This is a genomic window from Pseudomonas sp. RL, from assembly GCF_000647775.1.
Lineage (GTDB): Bacteria > Pseudomonadota > Gammaproteobacteria > Pseudomonadales > Pseudomonadaceae > Serpens > Serpens flexibilis.
Genome location: NZ_JBOY01000004.1, coordinates 52,197 through 69,455, shown reverse-complemented (window position 1 = coordinate 69,455; position 17,259 = coordinate 52,197). Strand labels below are relative to the sequence as shown.

13 protein-coding genes and 1 pseudogene are annotated in these 17,259 nt (G+C 65.8%); all 14 read left to right on the top strand.

Going from position 1 to position 17,259, the window contains the following annotated elements:
- The first annotated feature begins 21 nt into the window (after positions 1-21).
- The 14 genes and pseudogenes from flgG to putA all read left to right on the top strand — a co-directional run bounded on the left by flgG (position 22) and on the right by putA (position 17,216).
- Positions 22-804 carry a flagellar basal-body rod protein FlgG gene (gene flgG / locus AS93_RS0101185; RefSeq protein ID WP_027588867.1) on the top strand — a complete coding sequence of 261 codons (783 nt, stop codon included), beginning with the start codon at positions 22-24 and terminating at the stop codon, positions 802-804.
- Between the two features lie 5 nt (positions 805-809).
- The gene (gene flgH / locus AS93_RS0101180) at positions 810-1,472 is read left to right on the top strand and encodes a flagellar basal body L-ring protein FlgH (RefSeq protein ID WP_027588866.1); all 663 of its coding nucleotides are present in this window, start codon (positions 810-812) and stop codon (positions 1,470-1,472) included.
- Between the two features lie 11 nt (positions 1,473-1,483).
- Positions 1,484-2,578, top strand: coding sequence for a flagellar basal body P-ring protein FlgI (locus AS93_RS0101175; protein ID WP_027588865.1), 1,095 nt, complete (start codon positions 1,484-1,486; stop codon positions 2,576-2,578).
- Positions 2,579-2,580: 2 nt separating this feature from the next.
- Positions 2,581-2,868 (top strand): annotated as a pseudogene (locus AS93_RS20490) (rod-binding protein); the annotation flags it as partial.
- Positions 2,869-3,080: 212 nt separating this feature from the next.
- Positions 3,081-4,469 carry a flagellar hook-associated protein FlgK gene (gene flgK / locus AS93_RS0101165; RefSeq protein WP_027588863.1) on the top strand — a complete coding sequence of 463 codons (1,389 nt, stop codon included), beginning with the start codon at positions 3,081-3,083 and terminating at the stop codon, positions 4,467-4,469.
- 20 nt (positions 4,470-4,489) lie between these two features.
- Positions 4,490-5,407: a flagellar hook-associated protein FlgL gene (flgL, locus tag AS93_RS0101160; RefSeq protein WP_027588862.1), complete on the top strand. Its 918-nt coding sequence runs from the start codon at positions 4,490-4,492 to the stop codon at positions 5,405-5,407.
- A 14-nt stretch (positions 5,408-5,421) separates the two neighbouring features.
- Positions 5,422-6,468, top strand: coding sequence for a hypothetical protein (locus AS93_RS0101155; RefSeq protein ID WP_027588861.1), 1,047 nt, complete (start codon positions 5,422-5,424; stop codon positions 6,466-6,468).
- A 282-nt stretch (positions 6,469-6,750) separates the two neighbouring features.
- On the top strand, positions 6,751-7,725 hold the full coding sequence (locus AS93_RS0101150) for an LPP20 family lipoprotein (protein WP_027588860.1): 975 nt from the start codon (positions 6,751-6,753) through the stop codon (positions 7,723-7,725).
- A gap of 56 nt (positions 7,726-7,781) precedes the next feature.
- Positions 7,782-8,795: a hypothetical protein gene (locus AS93_RS0101145; protein ID WP_027588859.1), complete on the top strand. Its 1,014-nt coding sequence runs from the start codon at positions 7,782-7,784 to the stop codon at positions 8,793-8,795.
- 66 nt (positions 8,796-8,861) lie between these two features.
- Positions 8,862-10,064 (top strand): transglycosylase SLT domain-containing protein, encoded by a 1,203-nt coding sequence (locus AS93_RS19885; protein WP_051587299.1) that lies wholly within the window; start codon positions 8,862-8,864, stop codon positions 10,062-10,064.
- A gap of 72 nt (positions 10,065-10,136) precedes the next feature.
- Complete coding sequence (locus AS93_RS0101135) at positions 10,137-10,697, top strand: hypothetical protein (protein WP_027588858.1); 561 nt, start codon at positions 10,137-10,139, stop codon at positions 10,695-10,697.
- 200 nt (positions 10,698-10,897) lie between these two features.
- Positions 10,898-12,274 carry a uracil-xanthine permease family protein gene (locus AS93_RS0101130; RefSeq protein WP_027588857.1) on the top strand — a complete coding sequence of 459 codons (1,377 nt, stop codon included), beginning with the start codon at positions 10,898-10,900 and terminating at the stop codon, positions 12,272-12,274.
- 196 nt (positions 12,275-12,470) lie between these two features.
- On the top strand, positions 12,471-13,130 hold the full coding sequence (gene alkB / locus AS93_RS0101125; RefSeq protein ID WP_081798181.1) for a DNA oxidative demethylase AlkB: 660 nt from the start codon (positions 12,471-12,473) through the stop codon (positions 13,128-13,130).
- 129 nt (positions 13,131-13,259) lie between these two features.
- A complete protein-coding gene (putA, locus tag AS93_RS0101120) occupies positions 13,260-17,216 on the top strand; it encodes a trifunctional transcriptional regulator/proline dehydrogenase/L-glutamate gamma-semialdehyde dehydrogenase (protein WP_027588855.1) in 3,957 nt (1,318 codons plus the stop codon).
- Positions 17,217-17,259: the final 43 nt, after the last annotated feature.

The window sequence follows — 17,259 nt, the reverse complement described above, 5'->3', positions numbered from 1 at the left end:
CTTTGAAGAGAGGATCGACAGATGAGTTCAGCACTCTGGGTCAGCAAGACCGGCCTGATCGCCCAGGACACGGCGATGACCACCGTGGCCAACAACCTGGCCAACGTGAACACCACGGGCTTCAAGAGCGACCGCGCGGTCTTCGAGGACCTGTTCTATTCCATCGAGGTCCAGCCGGGTGCCCAGGCGGACCAGATCAACACCGTGCCGTCCGGCCTGCAGCTGGGCAACGGCGTACGCGTGGTCGGTACCCAGAAGATCTTCACCGAAGGCAACATCCAGACCACTGGCCAGCCGATGGACCTGGCCATCATCGGTCGAGGCTTCTTCCGCGTCGAAGGCGCTGATGGCGAGACCTACTACACCGAAAATGGTCAACTGCATCTGAATGCCGAGGGTCTGCTGGTCAATTCCCAGGGCCTGCCGCTGGTCGATCAGATCGTGGTGCCCGAAGGCAGCACCAATTTCAACGTGGGCAGTGACGGCACCGTGACCATCACCAATGCCCAGGGACAGCAGGAAGAGCTGGGCCAGATCCTGCTGGTCAATTTCGTCAATCCGGCCGGCCTGGAAGCCCTGGGCGGCAACCTCTACCGCGAAACCGCCGCCAGCGGCGAGGCGGTGGAAGGCGTGGCCGGCACCGACGGCCTCGGCCAGCTCAAGCAGTACGCCCTGGAAGGCTCCAACGTCCAGGTGGTGGAAGCCATGGTGCAGATGATCGCCATCCAGCGTGCCTACGAGGCCAACGCCAAGGTGCTGGATGCCAGCTCGGGCATGATGCAGTACCTCAACCAGTCCGTGTGATGGCCATGAAACGCACCCTGACGCTCACCCTTGCGCTGCTGCTCGGCGGTTGCGCCAGCTTTCACGAGCTGCGCGAAGAGACCGAGGATGCCAGCCTCTACCAGCCGCCGGCCCTGGACTACCAGCAGCCCAAGCCGGTTGCCGGCGGCCTCTATCGCGGCAACGGCAGCGCGCTGATGTACGACAAGCGCGCCTTCCAGGTGGGCGACATCCTGACCGTGGTGCTCAACGAGCAGACCCAGTCGAGCAAGAGCGCCGGCACCAGCTTCGGCAAGGAGGCCTCGGTCGGCATTGGTATCCCCACCTTGTTCGGAAACACCTACGAGCGTCTGGAAAGTTCGGCCAGCGGCGAGCGTGACTTCACCGGCTCGGCGCGCAGTTCGCAACAGAACAGCCTGGCTGGCGCCATTGCGGTGACCGTGCATCAAGTGCTGCCCAACGGTGTGCTGCTGGTGCGTGGCGAGAAGAGCCTGCGCCTGAACCAGGGTGACGAGTTCATCCGCCTCAGCGGCCTGGTGCGACCCGAGGACATCAACCGCTACAACCAGGTGTCCTCCCAGAGCATCGCCGATGCGCGCATTTCCTACGCCGGCAAGGGCGTGCTCAACGACAGCAACTCTGCCGGCTGGCTGACGCGCTTCTTCACCAGCCCCTGGTTCCCCTTCTGACGGTGTATGCCATGCGCAAGCTGTTTCCCCTCCTGTTCCTGCTGATGCTGCCCGCCGCCGTGCGGGCGGTGCCGCTGATGGATCTGGTGGATGTCGAAGGCATTCGCGAGAACCAGCTCATCGGTTACGGCCTGGTGGTCGGTCTGGACGGCACCGGTGACAAGAACCAGGTGAAGTTCACCAGCCAGTCGGTGACCAACCTGATCCAGCAGTTCGGCGTCAACCTGCCGCCCAACGTCGACCCCAAGCTGAAGAACGTCGCCGCGGTCACGGTCACCGCCAGCGTGCCGCCGTCCTACGGCCCGGGGCAGACCATTGATGTGACGGTTTCTTCGCTGGGCGATGCGAAGAGCCTGCGTGGCGGCCAGTTGCTGCTCACTCCGCTGCGCGGCGTTGATGGCGAGGTCTACGCGCTGGCCCAGGGCAACCTGGTGGTCGGCGGCCTGAAGGCCGAAGGCAACAGCGGCTCCAGCGTGGCGATCAACAGCGCCACCACCGGCCGGGTGCCCAACGGCGCCACCATCGAGCGGAGCATCGACAGCGACTTCGCCGACCGCCCGGAGGTCATGCTCAACCTGCGCAATCCCGGTTTCCAGACGGTCACCAACATCGTGCGGGCGATCAACGACCAGATCGGCGGCAACGTGGCCAGCGCCCTGAACGCCACCAAGGTTTCGGTGCGTGCCCCGGTCACCAGTACCCAGCGCATGAGCTTCATGGCGCTGCTGGAAATGATCGATGTCGACGAAGGCCGCGAACGTCCCAAGGTGGTATTCAACAGCCGCACCGGCACGGTGGTCATGGGCGAGGGTGTGCGCGTCAAGGCTGCCGCCGTTGCCCATGGCAACCTCACCGTCACCATCAGCGAAACCCCGCAGGTCAGCCAGCCGGCTCCCTTCAGCGAGGGCCAGACGGCCGTGGTGCCGCGCTCGCAGGTGGAAGTCGCCCAGGATCGCAACGCCATGTTCAAGTGGCCTGACGGGGCCAGCCTGGACAGCATCATCAACACCGTGAACAGCCTGGGCGCCACCCCGGATGATGTGATGAGCATCCTCCAGGCGCTGGAACGCGCCGGGGCGCTCAACGCCGAACTGATCGTGATCTGACCATGAGCATTCTTTCCCTTCCGGGCAGCCTGCAGAGCTGGCGCAACAATCCCGAGGTGACCGGCATCTCGCGCAATGACCAGTTGCAGGCGGCCGCCGAGCAGTTCGAGGCGATGTTCCTGCAGCAGATCCTCAAGCAGATGCGCAAGGCCGGCGATGTGCTGTCCGAGGACAGCCTGATGCGCAGTCGCGAGCTGGACACCATGCGTGACTTCTATGACGAAGTACTGGCCGAGCACCTGGCCGGCCAGCGCCAGACCGGCATCGCCAGCATGATCGTCGAACAGATGGGAGGCGAGCCACGACCCAGCCAGGCCATGCAGGCGCCGATTGGCGGCAGCTGGTCGCAAACGGGGACATTTAAGTCCGCGGACGATGCGGTCGCCTTTCAGGATCAACAGATGACGGACCCGGTCGGGATAGACCCACCCAGCGGTGCGTCCACGCACGCATCGGCGGCCTTTGCCCTGCCGATTCGCCCTGACACCAAGGAGAATCGCTCGTGAGTCTCTTGAGCCAGATCGGCTATAGCGGCGTTCGCGCCATGCAGGTGGCGCTGACCGCCACCGGCCAGAACGTCGCCAACGTCAAGACCCCCGGCTACAGCCGTTTGGGCGTGGAAATGGGCTCGCTGAGCGGGCATACCGCCCTGAGCAGCGGTCGTGGCGTGCAGGTCAACAACATTCGCCGCATCGCCGACGACTTCGTCAATCGGCAGCTGTGGCGCGCGACCTCAGACCAGGGCTTGAACGAGACGCGCAGCAAGTACCTGGATTCACTGGAATCGCTGATGGCCAGCGAGGGTGCCAACATCAGTGGCGGCCTGGATAACTTCTACGCCGCACTCAGCGAGGCCACCTCGACGCCCGACTCGATTGCACTGCGTCAGCAGATTCTCAACGAGGCCAAGGCGCTGGCCCAGCGCGTCAACGGCCTGAGCAACAACATCGAAGCCCAGCTAAATGGTCTGCGCGGCCAACGTGAGGCCATTGTTGTCGAGCTCAACGGCTTGACCGAGAACATTGCCCTGCTCAACAAGCGCATCACCCATGTCGAGGCCAGTAACGGCGATGCCAAGGCGCTGCGCGACCAGCGTGACGCGCTGGTGCAGGACCTGGCCGAGCTGGCGGACGTGCGCGTGCAGGAAGCGGCCGATGGCAGCTTCAGCCTGTCGCTGGCCAACGGCGAGCCGTTGGTGGCAGGGCCCACGGCGGCCAGGGTGGCGCTCGAGAACAATGCCACCAAGGATCAGGAATTTACCCTTACCTTCGCGGGTACCGAGTTTAAGCTGGGCGTGGATGTTGCTTGGGGCGGCCAGTTGGGCGGCCTGCACGATGCCGAATACAACTCGCTGCGCGCGACGCAAGAGACGGTAGGCCAGATCGCCAAGGGCATCGCCGATCTGTTCAATGGCGTGCTGAATACCGGCGCCTTTGACGTGAATGGTAATCCCGGGCAGGACCTGTTCACCTACAAGGCAGGCAGCATTTCCCAAGTCCTTGAGGTCAAGGATCTGGCGCCGGAGGAGCTAGCATTTTCTTCCAACGCCGCGGAACCCGGCAACAACGTCAAGCTCCTGGAACTGCTGACCCTCAAGAACCAGACGGTTCCCGGCATCACCATCGGCGGAGCAACTGCCAACGTTACCCTCAACGACGCCTACGCCACCCTGCTTGGCGGTGTCGCCAGCGCCAGCCGCCAGAGCCAGGCCGATGCCGAGACGTCGAAGTCGGTGCAAGCCCAGGCCCAGTCGCAGCGCGACAGCATCAGCGCCGTGAACCTCGATGAGGAAGGCGTCAACCTGATGAACTACCAGCAGGCCTACCAGGCCAACCTGAAGGTCATCACCACCGCCGGTGCGCTGTTCGACAGCGTGCTGGGCATGTTCTGATCCGCCAGCGAGACTGCCCCATGCGTATCACCAACGCCCAGATCAACGCCATCATGAACAGCTCGCTGGGCATCAACGCGGCCGCCACCGGCAAGCTGATGCAACAGATGGCCACCGGCGATCGCATCATCGTGCCGTCGGACGATCCCATCGCCAGCGTGCGCCTGCTGCGCATCGCCCGGGAAGAAGCCAATCTCAACCAGTACCAGAGCAACATCAAGGCGCTGTCCGGGCGCCTGTCGGCGGCGGAAACCAACCTGCAGGCCGGTTCCGACACCCTGCTGGAGATCCGCGACCTGCTGCTCTGGGCGGCCAACCGCGGCGCCAACTCGGACGAAGACCTGGGCAGCATGGCCGCCGAGTTGCTGACCCTGGAGGAAACCTTCGTCAGCTACCTGAACGTGCGCGACGAAGAGGGCCGCTACTACTTCTCGGGCACCACGACCAACCAGGCCGCCATCGCGTTCGACGCGGCGTTAGCCAATCCATACTCCATCCAAGGCAACGATGGTTTGCGCAAGGTCGCGGTGGCCAATGATGTCTTCATCGAGGACAACATCACGGCCCGTCAGATACTGGGCGGAGGAGCGGGTTTCCTTAACCAGCTGCATGAGCTGGCACAATTGATGTTGAATGATCCCGGCAATATCGGCGTCGCGCCCAACCCGGATATCGGCGACGTCATCGGCAGCCTGGACAAGGTCCTCGCCTCCCTGAGCAGCCAGATCACCGAGCTCGGCGGCCGCCAGAACACCCTGTCGCTGCTCAAGGACAGCCAGGCCGACGTGTCGCTGGCCAACCAGAAAATCGAGGGTGAGCTGTCCTCCTTGGACTACGCCAAGGCCTCGCTGGACCTGGCCAACTACCAGGTGGCGCTGCAGGCGACCCAGAAGTCCTACCTGAAGCTGCATAGTCTGAATCTGTTCGACCTGATGTAAGGGAAGGGGACACCATGAAGGTTGACAAGCAACTGCCGGCCGTCACGCCGTTTGCGCTAGATCGGCAGACGTCCGACCTCAAGGGTGTCGCCCTGCAACGCGCCAGCGGCGCCACCCAGGCCACCGAGCGGGAAACGCCGCGCAACGAGTCGGCGCCGCGCCAAAGCAGCACCTACGGTCTGCAGCTCAATCAGCAGCTGTCGGCCATGCAGTCGGCCAGCAGCTACCTGAACCAGGTGCAGGCCCGGCTCAGCCAGCTGAAGCTCAAGCTCGGCCGCCAGCTGAGCGCGCCCTCGGCCAACGCGGCGGAGATGGATGGCGCCCGCGAGGCGCTGCAGAAAGTCAATGCCATCCTGCAGCAGCGCATCCGTCTGGATGACAACGTCATCGACCCGGGTTACCAGCTCAAGTTGACCGAGCCGGTGCGTGTGCGCTTCAGCCTGCAAGGCCTGGAGTCCATCGACCAGATCCATCAGGCCGGCCAGGAGACCCTGGTGTTCACCGCCGGCCGTCAACTGCCGGAGCCACTGGCGGTGGTGCTGGACGAGGGCCTGAGCGACGAGCAGGTACTGCGCCGCTTCAACGTCAGCCTGGGCCAGGCCGGTCTGCGCGCCGAACTGGATAACGAAGGTCTGCTGAAGTTCTCCGCCCGGGAAAGCGATTGGGCGGCGCTGCGCGACCAGTTGGCCGTGCGCGGCGAAGGCAAGCTGTTCGCCAAGGACAGCTTTGCCCGTGTGGAAAGCGCCGAAGACGGCTTGCTGGGCCTGCCCAGCGACTCGCAGCTGGAGTCCACCAGCGAGATGCGCAGCATCCTCGACAACGTGATCGCCGCCCTGGACCGCATCGCCGCCCTGCGCGAGCAGATTCGCGAGCGTGAAGCGGACATCCGCCAGTTCCTGCGAGAGCAGCTGGACGGTGACGAGCAGCAGTGGGCGCAGAACTACCTGGGCTCGCTGCTCAAGGTGCTGCGCTCAGGCGCCAACAGCTATATCGCGCAATCGCAGATCATCGTCAGCCAGGCCAACCTGAACCGCTACAACGTGGTCAGCCTGCTGGCCTGATGCCCTTGCATGGCCGGAGCGCCGGCCGTTAAACCCTCCCACCGGTCCCCTCGGCGACAACCGGAAGTCCTCGCCTGCCCGATAACTCCCTCACAGCAGCTGATCCGGCTGTTGATCACGCCATCGTCGTAACGTCTAGTACCTCCTCTCATCTCTTTGTCTAAGCGTGACCCGTGTCAACTTTCTAGACAGGGCGGCTGATGCTGATGATAATCCGCCACCATCAACATCACATTGCCATCACCCCCCGCAGGGTAGTCCGCAAGAAAGGAGCGTCTGTACATGGAGTTGGCCACGCGGCGGCAACGCCTGGTCTGGGGTCTTTCGGCCATGCTGGTGCTGGCAAGCCTGTCGCCTGTGGCCCAGGCTGCGGCGCTTCCCGCATGGGTCAGCGCCCCGCCCCAGGACAACCTCAGCGCCTTTTACGGTGTCGGCGAAGGCCCGAACCTGAACGAGGCCACGCAACAGGCGTTGCGCTCCATCGCCGGCAAGCTGAGCACGCGCATCCGCAGCGACGCCGTTTCCCACGGTGGCATCTCCGGCAATACCGTTACCCGCAGCTACCAGGAAACGGTCGAAGCCTATATCCAGGACATCAAGCTCTCCGCCTACAACGTTCGCCAGGCCGAACTGGTCGGTGGCCGCTATTTCGTTCTGGTGGAAATGTCTCGCGAGGATTTCGTCCGCGATACCCAACTGCAGCTGGAAACCGTTGAGGCGGACCTGCGCCGCCGTCTGGATCCCACGCTGACTGCACGGCCCTTCCAGCGCTTCCTGGGCTGCCAGGCCGCGCCCGCCCTCATCGACCAGGCGCGCCTGCTGACCCTGGTGCTGTCCACCGCTGACACCTTCTTCGACGCCAATCCAGCCATGGAGCGCCATGAGACCTACCAGCGCGACTGCGCCCAGGCTCTGCAGAGCCTGACCCTGCAGTTGCAGACGTCTCCGGCCTTTGAGCCCGTGGCCGAGGCGATCGGCCAGGCGCTTAACGTGCGTACCGTTTCTTCCGGGCGAGCCGATGGACGACTGGAGATCAAGGGCACGGTCGCCAACCAGGAGATGTTCGGCAACCTGAATGCGGTCATCGACCTCTCGGTGGCGCTGCTGGACGACCGCAACAGCGTGGTGGCGCGCAAAAGCTATCGGCTGAACGGCATCTCGATGATCAGTTACGACGGGGCGCGCCAAGACGCCCTGCGCAAGTTCCTGAATTCCGGCGGGGTCGAGCAGATTCTGACCGACCTACGCCTCAACTGAGTCCTGCATCGACAGGACAGCTGAGCTGTATGGCTTGTTTACCCGGGGAGGGAACCATGAAGAAAGTAGCGTTGCTGACCATGGCACTGGCGATGGCCGGTTGCTCGTCCACCACCATCAAGAACCTGGATGCCATGGAGCCGAGGGCTCTGCTGAACAGCGATGTGATGCCGAGCAAGGCCGAGCTCGCCGGGGGCAAGCCTCGCGTCGTGGTGTTCGAGGCCGAGGATGGCGATATCCCGCTGGCCAAGTCGGCCCGTGTCGGCAGCACCATCGCCAGCGAGATCGAGAAGTACCTGGCGGCCACCAACGTGGAGCTGGTGGACCGCAAGCTGGCCAACAAGCTGCGCAAGGAGCTGGCGCTGGCCGAGATGCACGGCAAGGCGGAGTACCAGGGCGAGCAGGTGGCGGACTTCGCCATCCTCGGCGTGGTGTCCCAGGCGGCTGCAGGCGCCCAGTTCACCGAAGGCAAGCGCTTCGTTGACAACAAGGGCAACACGGTAACCATTGCGCCCTCGTGCAAATACAACGGCGATGTGGCCGGCAGCGTGCGCATCTACAAGATGCCGTCCATGCGTCCGGTAACCACCGAAGAGCTCTCCGGTTCGACGTATTCCAGCGAGGATGTCCGTTACAGCGGGGATTGCGCGCTCTCCCAGACTGGCGCCGAGCAGTTTGCCCGCAACGCTGCGACCCGCGCCGTGGAACGTATGCGCACCAACCTGCAGAACCAGTTCGCGCCTACTGGCTATGTGATCGAACAGCGCGTCAGCAAGGATCAGGTGGCCGTCAAAGTGACCTTGGGTGGCAAGCACGGCATCAAGCAGGGCGACACCGTGGAGATCACCAATGTCACCCGCATGAACAACCCGCTGACCAACCAGACCAGCATCGAAACCTTCTCGCTGGGGACCGCCCGCGTGTCCAACCAGATCGGCAGCGAGTCCGCCTGGATCCTCGTCGAGGAAGAGATCGCCGAGAAGATTCGCATCGGTCAGCCGGTCCGCCTGCAGTTCAAGAAGGGCCTGGGCGATCACATCGGTACCATCCGAGACATCGTCAAGATGTGATTCATCAAGCCTGACACCCGCCACGTGCCGGTGTCAGGCGTTTTGCATTTCAGGAACGGATAGCGGATGGACAGACGTTCTTTCCTCACCACGTCACTCGGCGCACTGGCTGGGCTGACGCTGACGGGCGCCCGGGCCGAGAGCGAATTCGAGGCGTTTCGCCGTTCGCAGCAGATCCAGCAACAGGCGTTCAACCAGGGCCGCGATGCGGACTTCCAGGCCTACCAGCGTGAGCTGGCCGCCGGCTTTGCCGCCTACAGCAACAGCTATGCGGCGGCGGCTCGGGAGCGTCAGCGCGAGCTGGCCGCCTACTGGCGCAATGCCGAACTGAGCAGCAAGACCCGCTGGGTCGAGTACAGCGGCGATCAGACGGTGCAGCGCGTCGTGGACTTCGAGACGAACCGCATCACCCTGAGCTTCCGTCCGGAAGCGGGGGGGCCCGACCGGGCACGCCTGCTGAGCGAAATGCGCGGCCTGCTTTCCACCGATGTGGCCGATGCCGCCCGCAACGATCCGCTGACCGCGGCGGTCGAACAGGCGGTCAGCCAGGCCGCGCCGAGCCTGGTCGAACGGTCGGCCGGCGAGCACAAGGCGGTGCTCAGCGAGCTGTTCAGTTCCCCGGCACCGTCCGAGCGGGAGGTGCGTCAGGTCTCCGAGCAGCTGGTCGGGCAGGCCGAGACCACGCAAAGCAACGGCCTGGTGACCATTTCGGTTCCCCTGCCGGAACAGCGCCCCGCGTACAAGGCCCGGGAATTCCTCGACCAGGCGCGCGAGCAGGGCAGCCGCTGGAAGATCGAACCCGCGCTGATCCTGGCGGTGATGCATACCGAAAGCGCCTTCAATCCGCTGGCGCGTTCGCCGATTCCGGCGTATGGCCTGATGCAGATCGTGCCGGGCTCGGCGGGCAAGGATGCGACCGAACTGGTCTACGGCCAGTCGCGCGTCGTGGCACCGTCCTACCTGTACGATTCGGCCAAGAACATCCAGCTGGGCGCGGCCTATCTGCACCTGTTGCAGACCCGCTACCTGAAGGCCGTCAAGGATCCGGAAAGCCGCCTCTACTGCGCCATCGCCGCCTACAACACCGGTGCCGGCAACGTCGCGCGCAGCTATATCGGCAACACCAACATCAACAAGGCGGCGGAGCAGATCAATCGCCTGTCGCCCAAGGCCAACTTCGAGCACATGCGCGCCCGGCTGCCCTACGAGGAAACCCGCAACTACCTCCAGCGGGTCGCCTCGCGCCTGCCGGGCTATCGGTTGCTGTAACTGTGTCGATAACAACCTCGGTTGGCGGCGTTGTGCCGTCGACTTACCGCTGAAATCCCAGGGAGTTCCCGAATGAAGCGTTTCTCTTCGCTGTTTTGCCTGACCGCTCTTACCGCCGCCGTGCTGACCGGTTGCGGTACAAAGCCCGCTGAAACCAGCGCCAGCCTGCCGGACTGGGTCATGGCGCCGATGGTCGATGGCGGCATCGCCTCCACCAGCTGCGTGCGTGACACCGGCAACTTCAGCCTGGACCGCGCCCAGGCCACCGCCAGTGCCCGTGCCAGCCTGACCAAGGAAATCGGCATCAAGGTCCAGGCCATGGACAAGGAATACCAGCGCAGCTCCACCGGCGGCGGCCAGAACGAAACCGGCAGCACCTTCGAATCCGTTTCGCGCCAGGTCGCCAACGAGTACATCGTCGGCTCGCGTCCGGCCAAGGTGGATTTCGTGAACATCAACGGCCAGCGCAACCTGTGCGTGATGGTCGCCATGCAGCCGGAGGCCACCAAGGGCCTGTTCGACAGCATCATGCGCCAGAGCAAGCGCAAGCTGTCGCCGCAGAACGAAGAGATCCTCTACGAGGAATTCCGCGCGGCCAAGGCCCAGCAGGAACTGATCGAAGCCACCCGCTGAGCGATCCTGGCTTCGCCCGAACGCCGCTTCCCCGGAAGCGGCGTTTTCATTGGGCGGGACAAAACTTGCCGTAGGGTGGACAACGTTTTCCTTGTCCACCAGGCAGCGGCTCCCGGATGGGCCGTCCGAACGCGCCCACCCTGTCCCCCTCCGCCTGGCAGGAGTAGAATCCGCCGCTTTTTACAGCCGGGCTCTCTGCCATGACTTCCCCTACCTCCGCCGAACCGCGCCATGACCTGGTCTATGGCCTGAACGACCGTCCGCGCCCCTGGATTGCCTTCCTCGCCGCGCTGCAGCACCTGCTGGCGATCATCGTGCCGATCGTCACCCCGGGCCTGCTGATCTGCCAGGCCATCGGCGTGTCGCCGCGCGACACCAACATCATCGTCTCCATGTCGCTGGTGATCTCCGGCATCGCCACCTTCGTGCAGTGCCGGCGCTTCGGGCCGTTCGGTGCGGGCCTGCTGATCGTGCAGGGCACCAGTTTCAACTTCGTCGGCCCGCTGATCGCCGGCGGTGTGCTGATGGTCAAGGACGGCATGCCGGTGGAAGCCGTGATGGCCGCCATCTTCGGCGTGGTCATCGCCGGCTCGTTCATCGAAATGGGCGTGTCGCGCGTGCTGCCGTTCGTGAAGCGGCTGATCACCCCGCTGGTGACCGGCATCGTGGTACTGATGATCGGCCTGACGCTGATCAAGGTCGGCCTGATCAGCATGGGCGGCGGTTACGCGGCCATGGGCAACGGCACCTTCGCCAATGGCGAGAACCTGCTGCTCTCCGGCGTGGTGCTGGCGCTGATCGTCATCCTCAACCGCATCCCGGTGGTCTGGCTGCGCAGCTGCGCCATCATCATCGCCCTGGCCGCCGGCTATGCGCTGGCCGCCTACCTGGGCCGCCTGGACTTCACCGGCATGCGCGAGGCCGACCTGTTCCAGGTGCCGATGCCGCTGCACTTCGGCCTGGGTTGGTCGTGGAGCCTGTTCATCCCCATGGTGGTGATCTACCTGGTGACCTCGCTGGAAGCCATCGGCGACGTGACCGCCACCAGCAAGATCTCCCGCCAGCCGGTGGAAGGCCCGCTGTGGATGCAGCGCATCAAGGGTGGCGTGCTGGTCAACGGCGCCAACTCGCTGCTGGCCGGCTTCTTCAACACCTTCCCCAGCTCAGTGTTTGCCCAGAACAACGGCATCATCCAGCTCACCGGCATCGCCAGCCGCTACATCGGCATGTGGCTGGCCGCCATGCTGGTGATCCTCGGCCTGTTCCCGGCGGTGGCCGGCGTGCTGCAGGCGGTGCCGGAGCCGGTGCTCGGCGGCGCCGCGCTGGTGATGTTCGGCGCCGTGGCGGCGGCGGGCATCAACATCCTCGCCGGCATCGACCTGGATCGCCGCGCGCTGCTGATCATCTCCGTGTCGCTGGCCCTGGGCCTGGGCTTCTCCCAGGTGCCGGAATTCCTCGCCCATCTGCCGGCCGGCCTGCGCAGCGTGCTGGAGTCCGGCGTGGCCACCGGCGGCATCTGCGCGCTGGTCATGAACTGGTTCCTGCCGGAAGCCAAGCAGGCTGCCGACGCGCGCTGATTCACGAGTCGTAGGGTGGACATCGTTGTTCATTGTCCACCGTCCGGTGTGCATGCTGGCATAGGGTGGGCATCGCTTTTAACTGTCCACCGCCCGGTGTGCACGCTAGGGCGGACAAAAACCGCGATGTCCGCCCTACGCTGCGCCTGGGTCCCGGGCGTACACTTGGCTCATATCCCGCTCAGGGAGGCCGGCTATGCCGATGTTCCCGACCACCGATCTGTTCGCCGAGCCCATCCAGTCCGGTCGCCTTCAGCTGGGCCCCGCCACCTGGCTGCTGCGCGGCTTCGCCCAGCCCTGGATCGATACCCTGCTGGCCGAGCTGCGCCTGATCGAAGCCGCCGCTCCCTTTCGCCACATGCGCACGCCGGGCGGCCTGCGCATGTCCGTGGCGCAGACCAACTGCGGTCCGCTCGGCTGGATCAGCGACCGTCACGGCTACCGCTACAGCCCGACCGATCCCGACACCGGCCAACCCTGGCCGCCCCTGCCCCCGGCGTTCCGCCAACTGGCCGAACAGGCCGCTGCCACAGCCGGTTTTCCCGGCTTCCTGCCCGACGCCTGCCTGATCAACCGCTACCTGCCCGGCACCCGCCTGTCGCTGCATCAGGACAAGGACGAACGCGACTTCACCGCCCCGATCGTCTCGGTCTCCCTGGGCCTGCCGGCGGTCTTCCAGTTCGGTGGCATGCGCCGCGCCGACAAACCGGAGCGTGTGTCGCTGCTGCATGGCGATGTGCTGGTGTGGGGTGGCGAGGATCGGCTGCGCTATCACGGCGTGCTGGCACTCAAGGACGGCCAGCATCCACTGCTGGGCGCGCAACGCATCAACCTGACCTTCCGCCGCGCCGGTTGAGCTCCCACAAGGCCTGCGCGCCCTCCGCCCCTGCGCTTTTTCGAAAGCTACACTGGTTGAGGGTTGAGCAGCCGGGCCGCCAGGCCATCCAGCGCCGGGGTACCGACAACAGGGTTCGGAGGGCAGAGCATGAGCAGCACGTTTGGCGTGAAACTCGACGACACCACTCGCGCGCGGCTTGAAGCCGCCGCGCAACGGATCGACCGCACACCGAACTGGCTGATCCGGCAGGCCATCCACCTGTACATGGAACAGATCGAGCGCGGCGACGTTCCGGACACCCCCGAGGACAGCCTGCCGGACGAACTCGAGGAAGAACCCCGGGAGGACGTCCGTTACCAGCCCTTCCTGGCCTTCGCCGAAAGCGTGCACCCACAATCCGTACTGCGTGAAGCCATCACGGCGGCCTACCGGAGACCCGAACCGGAAGTGGTGCCGGTGCTGGTCGAGCAGGCGCGCCTGCCCGCCGAGCTGAGCACCAAGGCCAGCAGCCTGGCCTACCGGCTGGCGGAAACCCTGCGCAATCAGAAGGCCGGCATGGGCCGCGCCGGGCTGGTGCAGGGGCTGCTGCAGGAATTTTCCCTGTCCTCCCAGGAAGGCGTGGCGCTGATGTGCCTGGCCGAGGCCCTGCTGCGCATCCCCGACAAGGGCACCCGCGATGCGCTGATCCGCGACAAGATCAGCGCCGGCAACTGGCAGCAGCACCTCGGCCAGAGCCCCTCCCTGTTCGTCAATGCCGCCTCCTGGGGACTGCTGCTCACCGGTCGGCTGGTCGCCACGCACACCGAAACCGGACTCTCCAGCGCCCTGAACCGCCTGATCGGCAAGGGCGGCGAGCCGGTGATCCGCAAGGGCGTGGACATGGCCATGCGCATGATGGGCGAGCAGTTCGTCACCGGCGAAACCATCGGTGAGGCGCTGGCCAACGCCGGCAAGATGGAGGCCAAGGGCTTCCGCTACTCCTACGACATGCTCGGCGAGGCGGCCCTCACCGAGGACGACGCGCTGCGCTACCTGGCCTCCTACGAGCAGGCCATCCACGCCATCGGCAAGGCCTCCCACGGACGCGGCATCTACGAAGGTCCGGGCATCTCCATCAAGCTCTCCGCGCTGCACCCGCGCTACAGCCGCGCGCAATTCGAGCGGGTGATCAACGAGCTGTACCCGCGCGTGCTCGGCCTGACCCAATTGGCGCGCCAGTACGACATCGGCCTGAACATCGACGCCGAGGAAGCCGACCGCCTGGAAATCTCCCTCGACCTGCTGGAACGCCTGTGCTTCGAGCCGTCGCTGCGCGGCTGGAACGGGATCGGTTTCGTCATCCAGGGCTACCAGAAGCGCTGCTTCCACGTGGTCGACCACCTGATCGACCTGGCGCGGCGCAGCGGGCACCGCCTGATGATCCGCCTGGTCAAGGGCGCCTACTGGGACAGCGAGATCAAACGTGCCCAAATGGACGGCCTGGAGGGTTACCCGGTGTTCACCCGCAAGGTGTACACGGACGTGTCCTACATCGCCTGTGCGCGCAAGCTGCTGGCCGTGCCGGACGCCATCTTCCCGCAGTTCGCCACCCACAACGCCCATACCATGGCGACGATCTATCACCTGGCCGGCAACAACTACTACCTCGGCCAGTACGAGTTCCAGTGCCTGCACGGCATGGGCGAGCCGCTCTATGAACAGGTGGTCGGCAAGGTGGCCGACGGCAAGCTGAACCGCCCGTGCCGCATCTACGCGCCGGTCGGCACCCATGAAACGCTGCTGGCCTACCTGGTGCGCCGCCTGTTGGAAAACGGCGCCAACACCTCGTTCGTCAACCTGATCGCCGACCCGGACGTCAACCTGCGCGAGCTGGTCGAAGACCCGGTGGCCAAGGCGGAAAGCCTGGCGGCCCGGGAGGGCGCCCTGGGCCTGCCGCACCCGCGCATCCCGCTGCCGCGCGAGCTGTACGGCGAGGCGCGGCTCAATTCCTTCGGCCTCGACCTGTCCAACGAGCATCGCCTGGGTTCGCTGTCCGGCGCGTTGCTCGCTGGCGCCCATGTGGACTGGCGCGCCGAGCCACTGCTGGATGGCCCGGTCGACGGCAGCCAGACGCTGCCGGTGCGCAACCCGGCGGACCAGCGTGACCAGGTCGGCGAGGTGCAGCTGGCCAGCCTGGCGGATGTGGGCAATGCCGTCGCCGCCGCCGAGCGCGCCGGCGCCGGCTGGCAGGCCACGCCGCCCGAGCAGCGCGCGCAGATCCTCGAACGGGCCGCCGACCTGTTCGAGGGCGACCTGCAGGCGCTGGTCGGCATCACCGTGCGCGAGGCCGGCAAGACCTTCGCCAACGCCATCGGCGAAGTGCGCGAGGCGGTGGACTTCCTGCGCTACTACGCCGCCCAGGTGCGCGCCGACTTCGCCAACGACACCCACCGGCCGCTCGGCCCGGTGGTCTGCATCAGCCCGTGGAACTTCCCGCTGGCGATCTTCACCGGCCAAGTGGCCGCCGCGCTGGCCGCCGGCAACACGGTGCTGGCCAAACCGGCGGAACAGACCCCGCTGATCGCCGCCCAGGCCGTGCACCTGCTGCACCAGGCCGGCGTGCCGCGCGGCGCGCTGCAACTGCTGCCCGGGCGCGGCGAGGACGTGGGTGATGCGCTGGTGCGCGACGAGCGGGTCAAGGGCGTGATCTTCACCGGCTCCACCGAAGTGGCGCGGCTGATCGCCGCCAACCTCGCCGGCCGTCTGGATGCCCGCGGCCGGCCGGTGCCGCTGATCGCCGAAACCGGCGGGCAGAACGCCATGATCGTCGACTCCTCGGCGCTGGCCGAGCAGGTGGTCACCGACGTGGTCGCCTCGGCCTTTGACAGCGCCGGCCAGCGCTGCTCGGCGCTGCGCGTGCTGTGCCTGCAGGAGGACGTGGCCGACCGAATCCTCACCATGCTCAAGGGCGCCATGGCCGAATACCGGCTCGGCAACCCCGACCAACTGGCGGTGGACATCGGCCCGGTGATCGACGCCGAAGCCAAGGCCGGCCTGGAACGGCATATCCAGGCCATGCGCGAGCGGCGCCACAGCGTCCACCAGGCGGCGCGCACCGTGGGCGCCAACCTGCAGTACGGCACCTTCGTGCTGCCCACGCTGATCGAGCTGGACAGCATCCAGGAGCTGGGCCGCGAGGTGTTCGGTCCGGTCCTCCACGTGGTGCGCTATCAACGCGAGAACCTGGACCGGCTGATCGAACAGATCAACGGCACTGGCTACGGGCTGACCTTCGGCATCCACACGCGCATCGACGAAACCATCGCCCAGGCGGTGGACCAGGTGCAGGCCGGCAACCTGTACGTGAACCGCAACATGATCGGCGCGGTGGTCGGCGTGCAGCCGTTCGGCGGGGAAGGGCTGTCCGGCACCGGGCCCAAGGCCGGCGGGCCGCTGTACCTCTACCGTTTGCTGTCCAGCCGACCCGAGGATGCCCTGCGCAGAACCTTCGCCCGCCACGACGAACCGAGCCCCGCCGACCCCGGCCTGCGCGAGCAACTGGACGCCCAGCTCGGCCGACCGCTGGCCGCCCTGCGCGACTGGGCGATGCAGCATGAACGCGGCCCCCTGGTGGAGCTGTGCGACCGCTACGCCGCCGACTCGCAGAGCGGCCTGAGCCGGGTGCTCAACGGCCCGACCGGAGAGCGCAACAGTTACCTGCTGCTGCCCCGGGAGAGCGTGCTCAGCCTGGCCAACGACGAAGGCGACCGCCTCTGCCAGCTGGCCGCCGGCCTGGCGGTGGGCAACCACCTGTTCTGGCCCGACGACGAAGCCAACCGCGCGCTGCGTGGCGCGTTGCCCCGGGTCGTGCAGGACCGGATCAGCCTGATTCGTGACTGGAACGGCGAAGCCGTCGCCTTCGACGCGGTGATGCACCACGGCGACGCCGACCAGCTACGCGGCATCAGCCAGCAACTCGCCCGCCGCGACGGTCCGCTGGTCGCCGTGATCGGCCTGCCGGCCGGCGACACGGACATCCCGCTGGAGCGCTTGCTGATCGAACGAACCCTGAGCGTGAACACGGCGGCGGCGGGGGGCAACGCAAGCCTGATGACCATCGGCTGAGCGGCACCGTAGGGTGGAAAACGCCGCAGGCTTTTCCACCAAG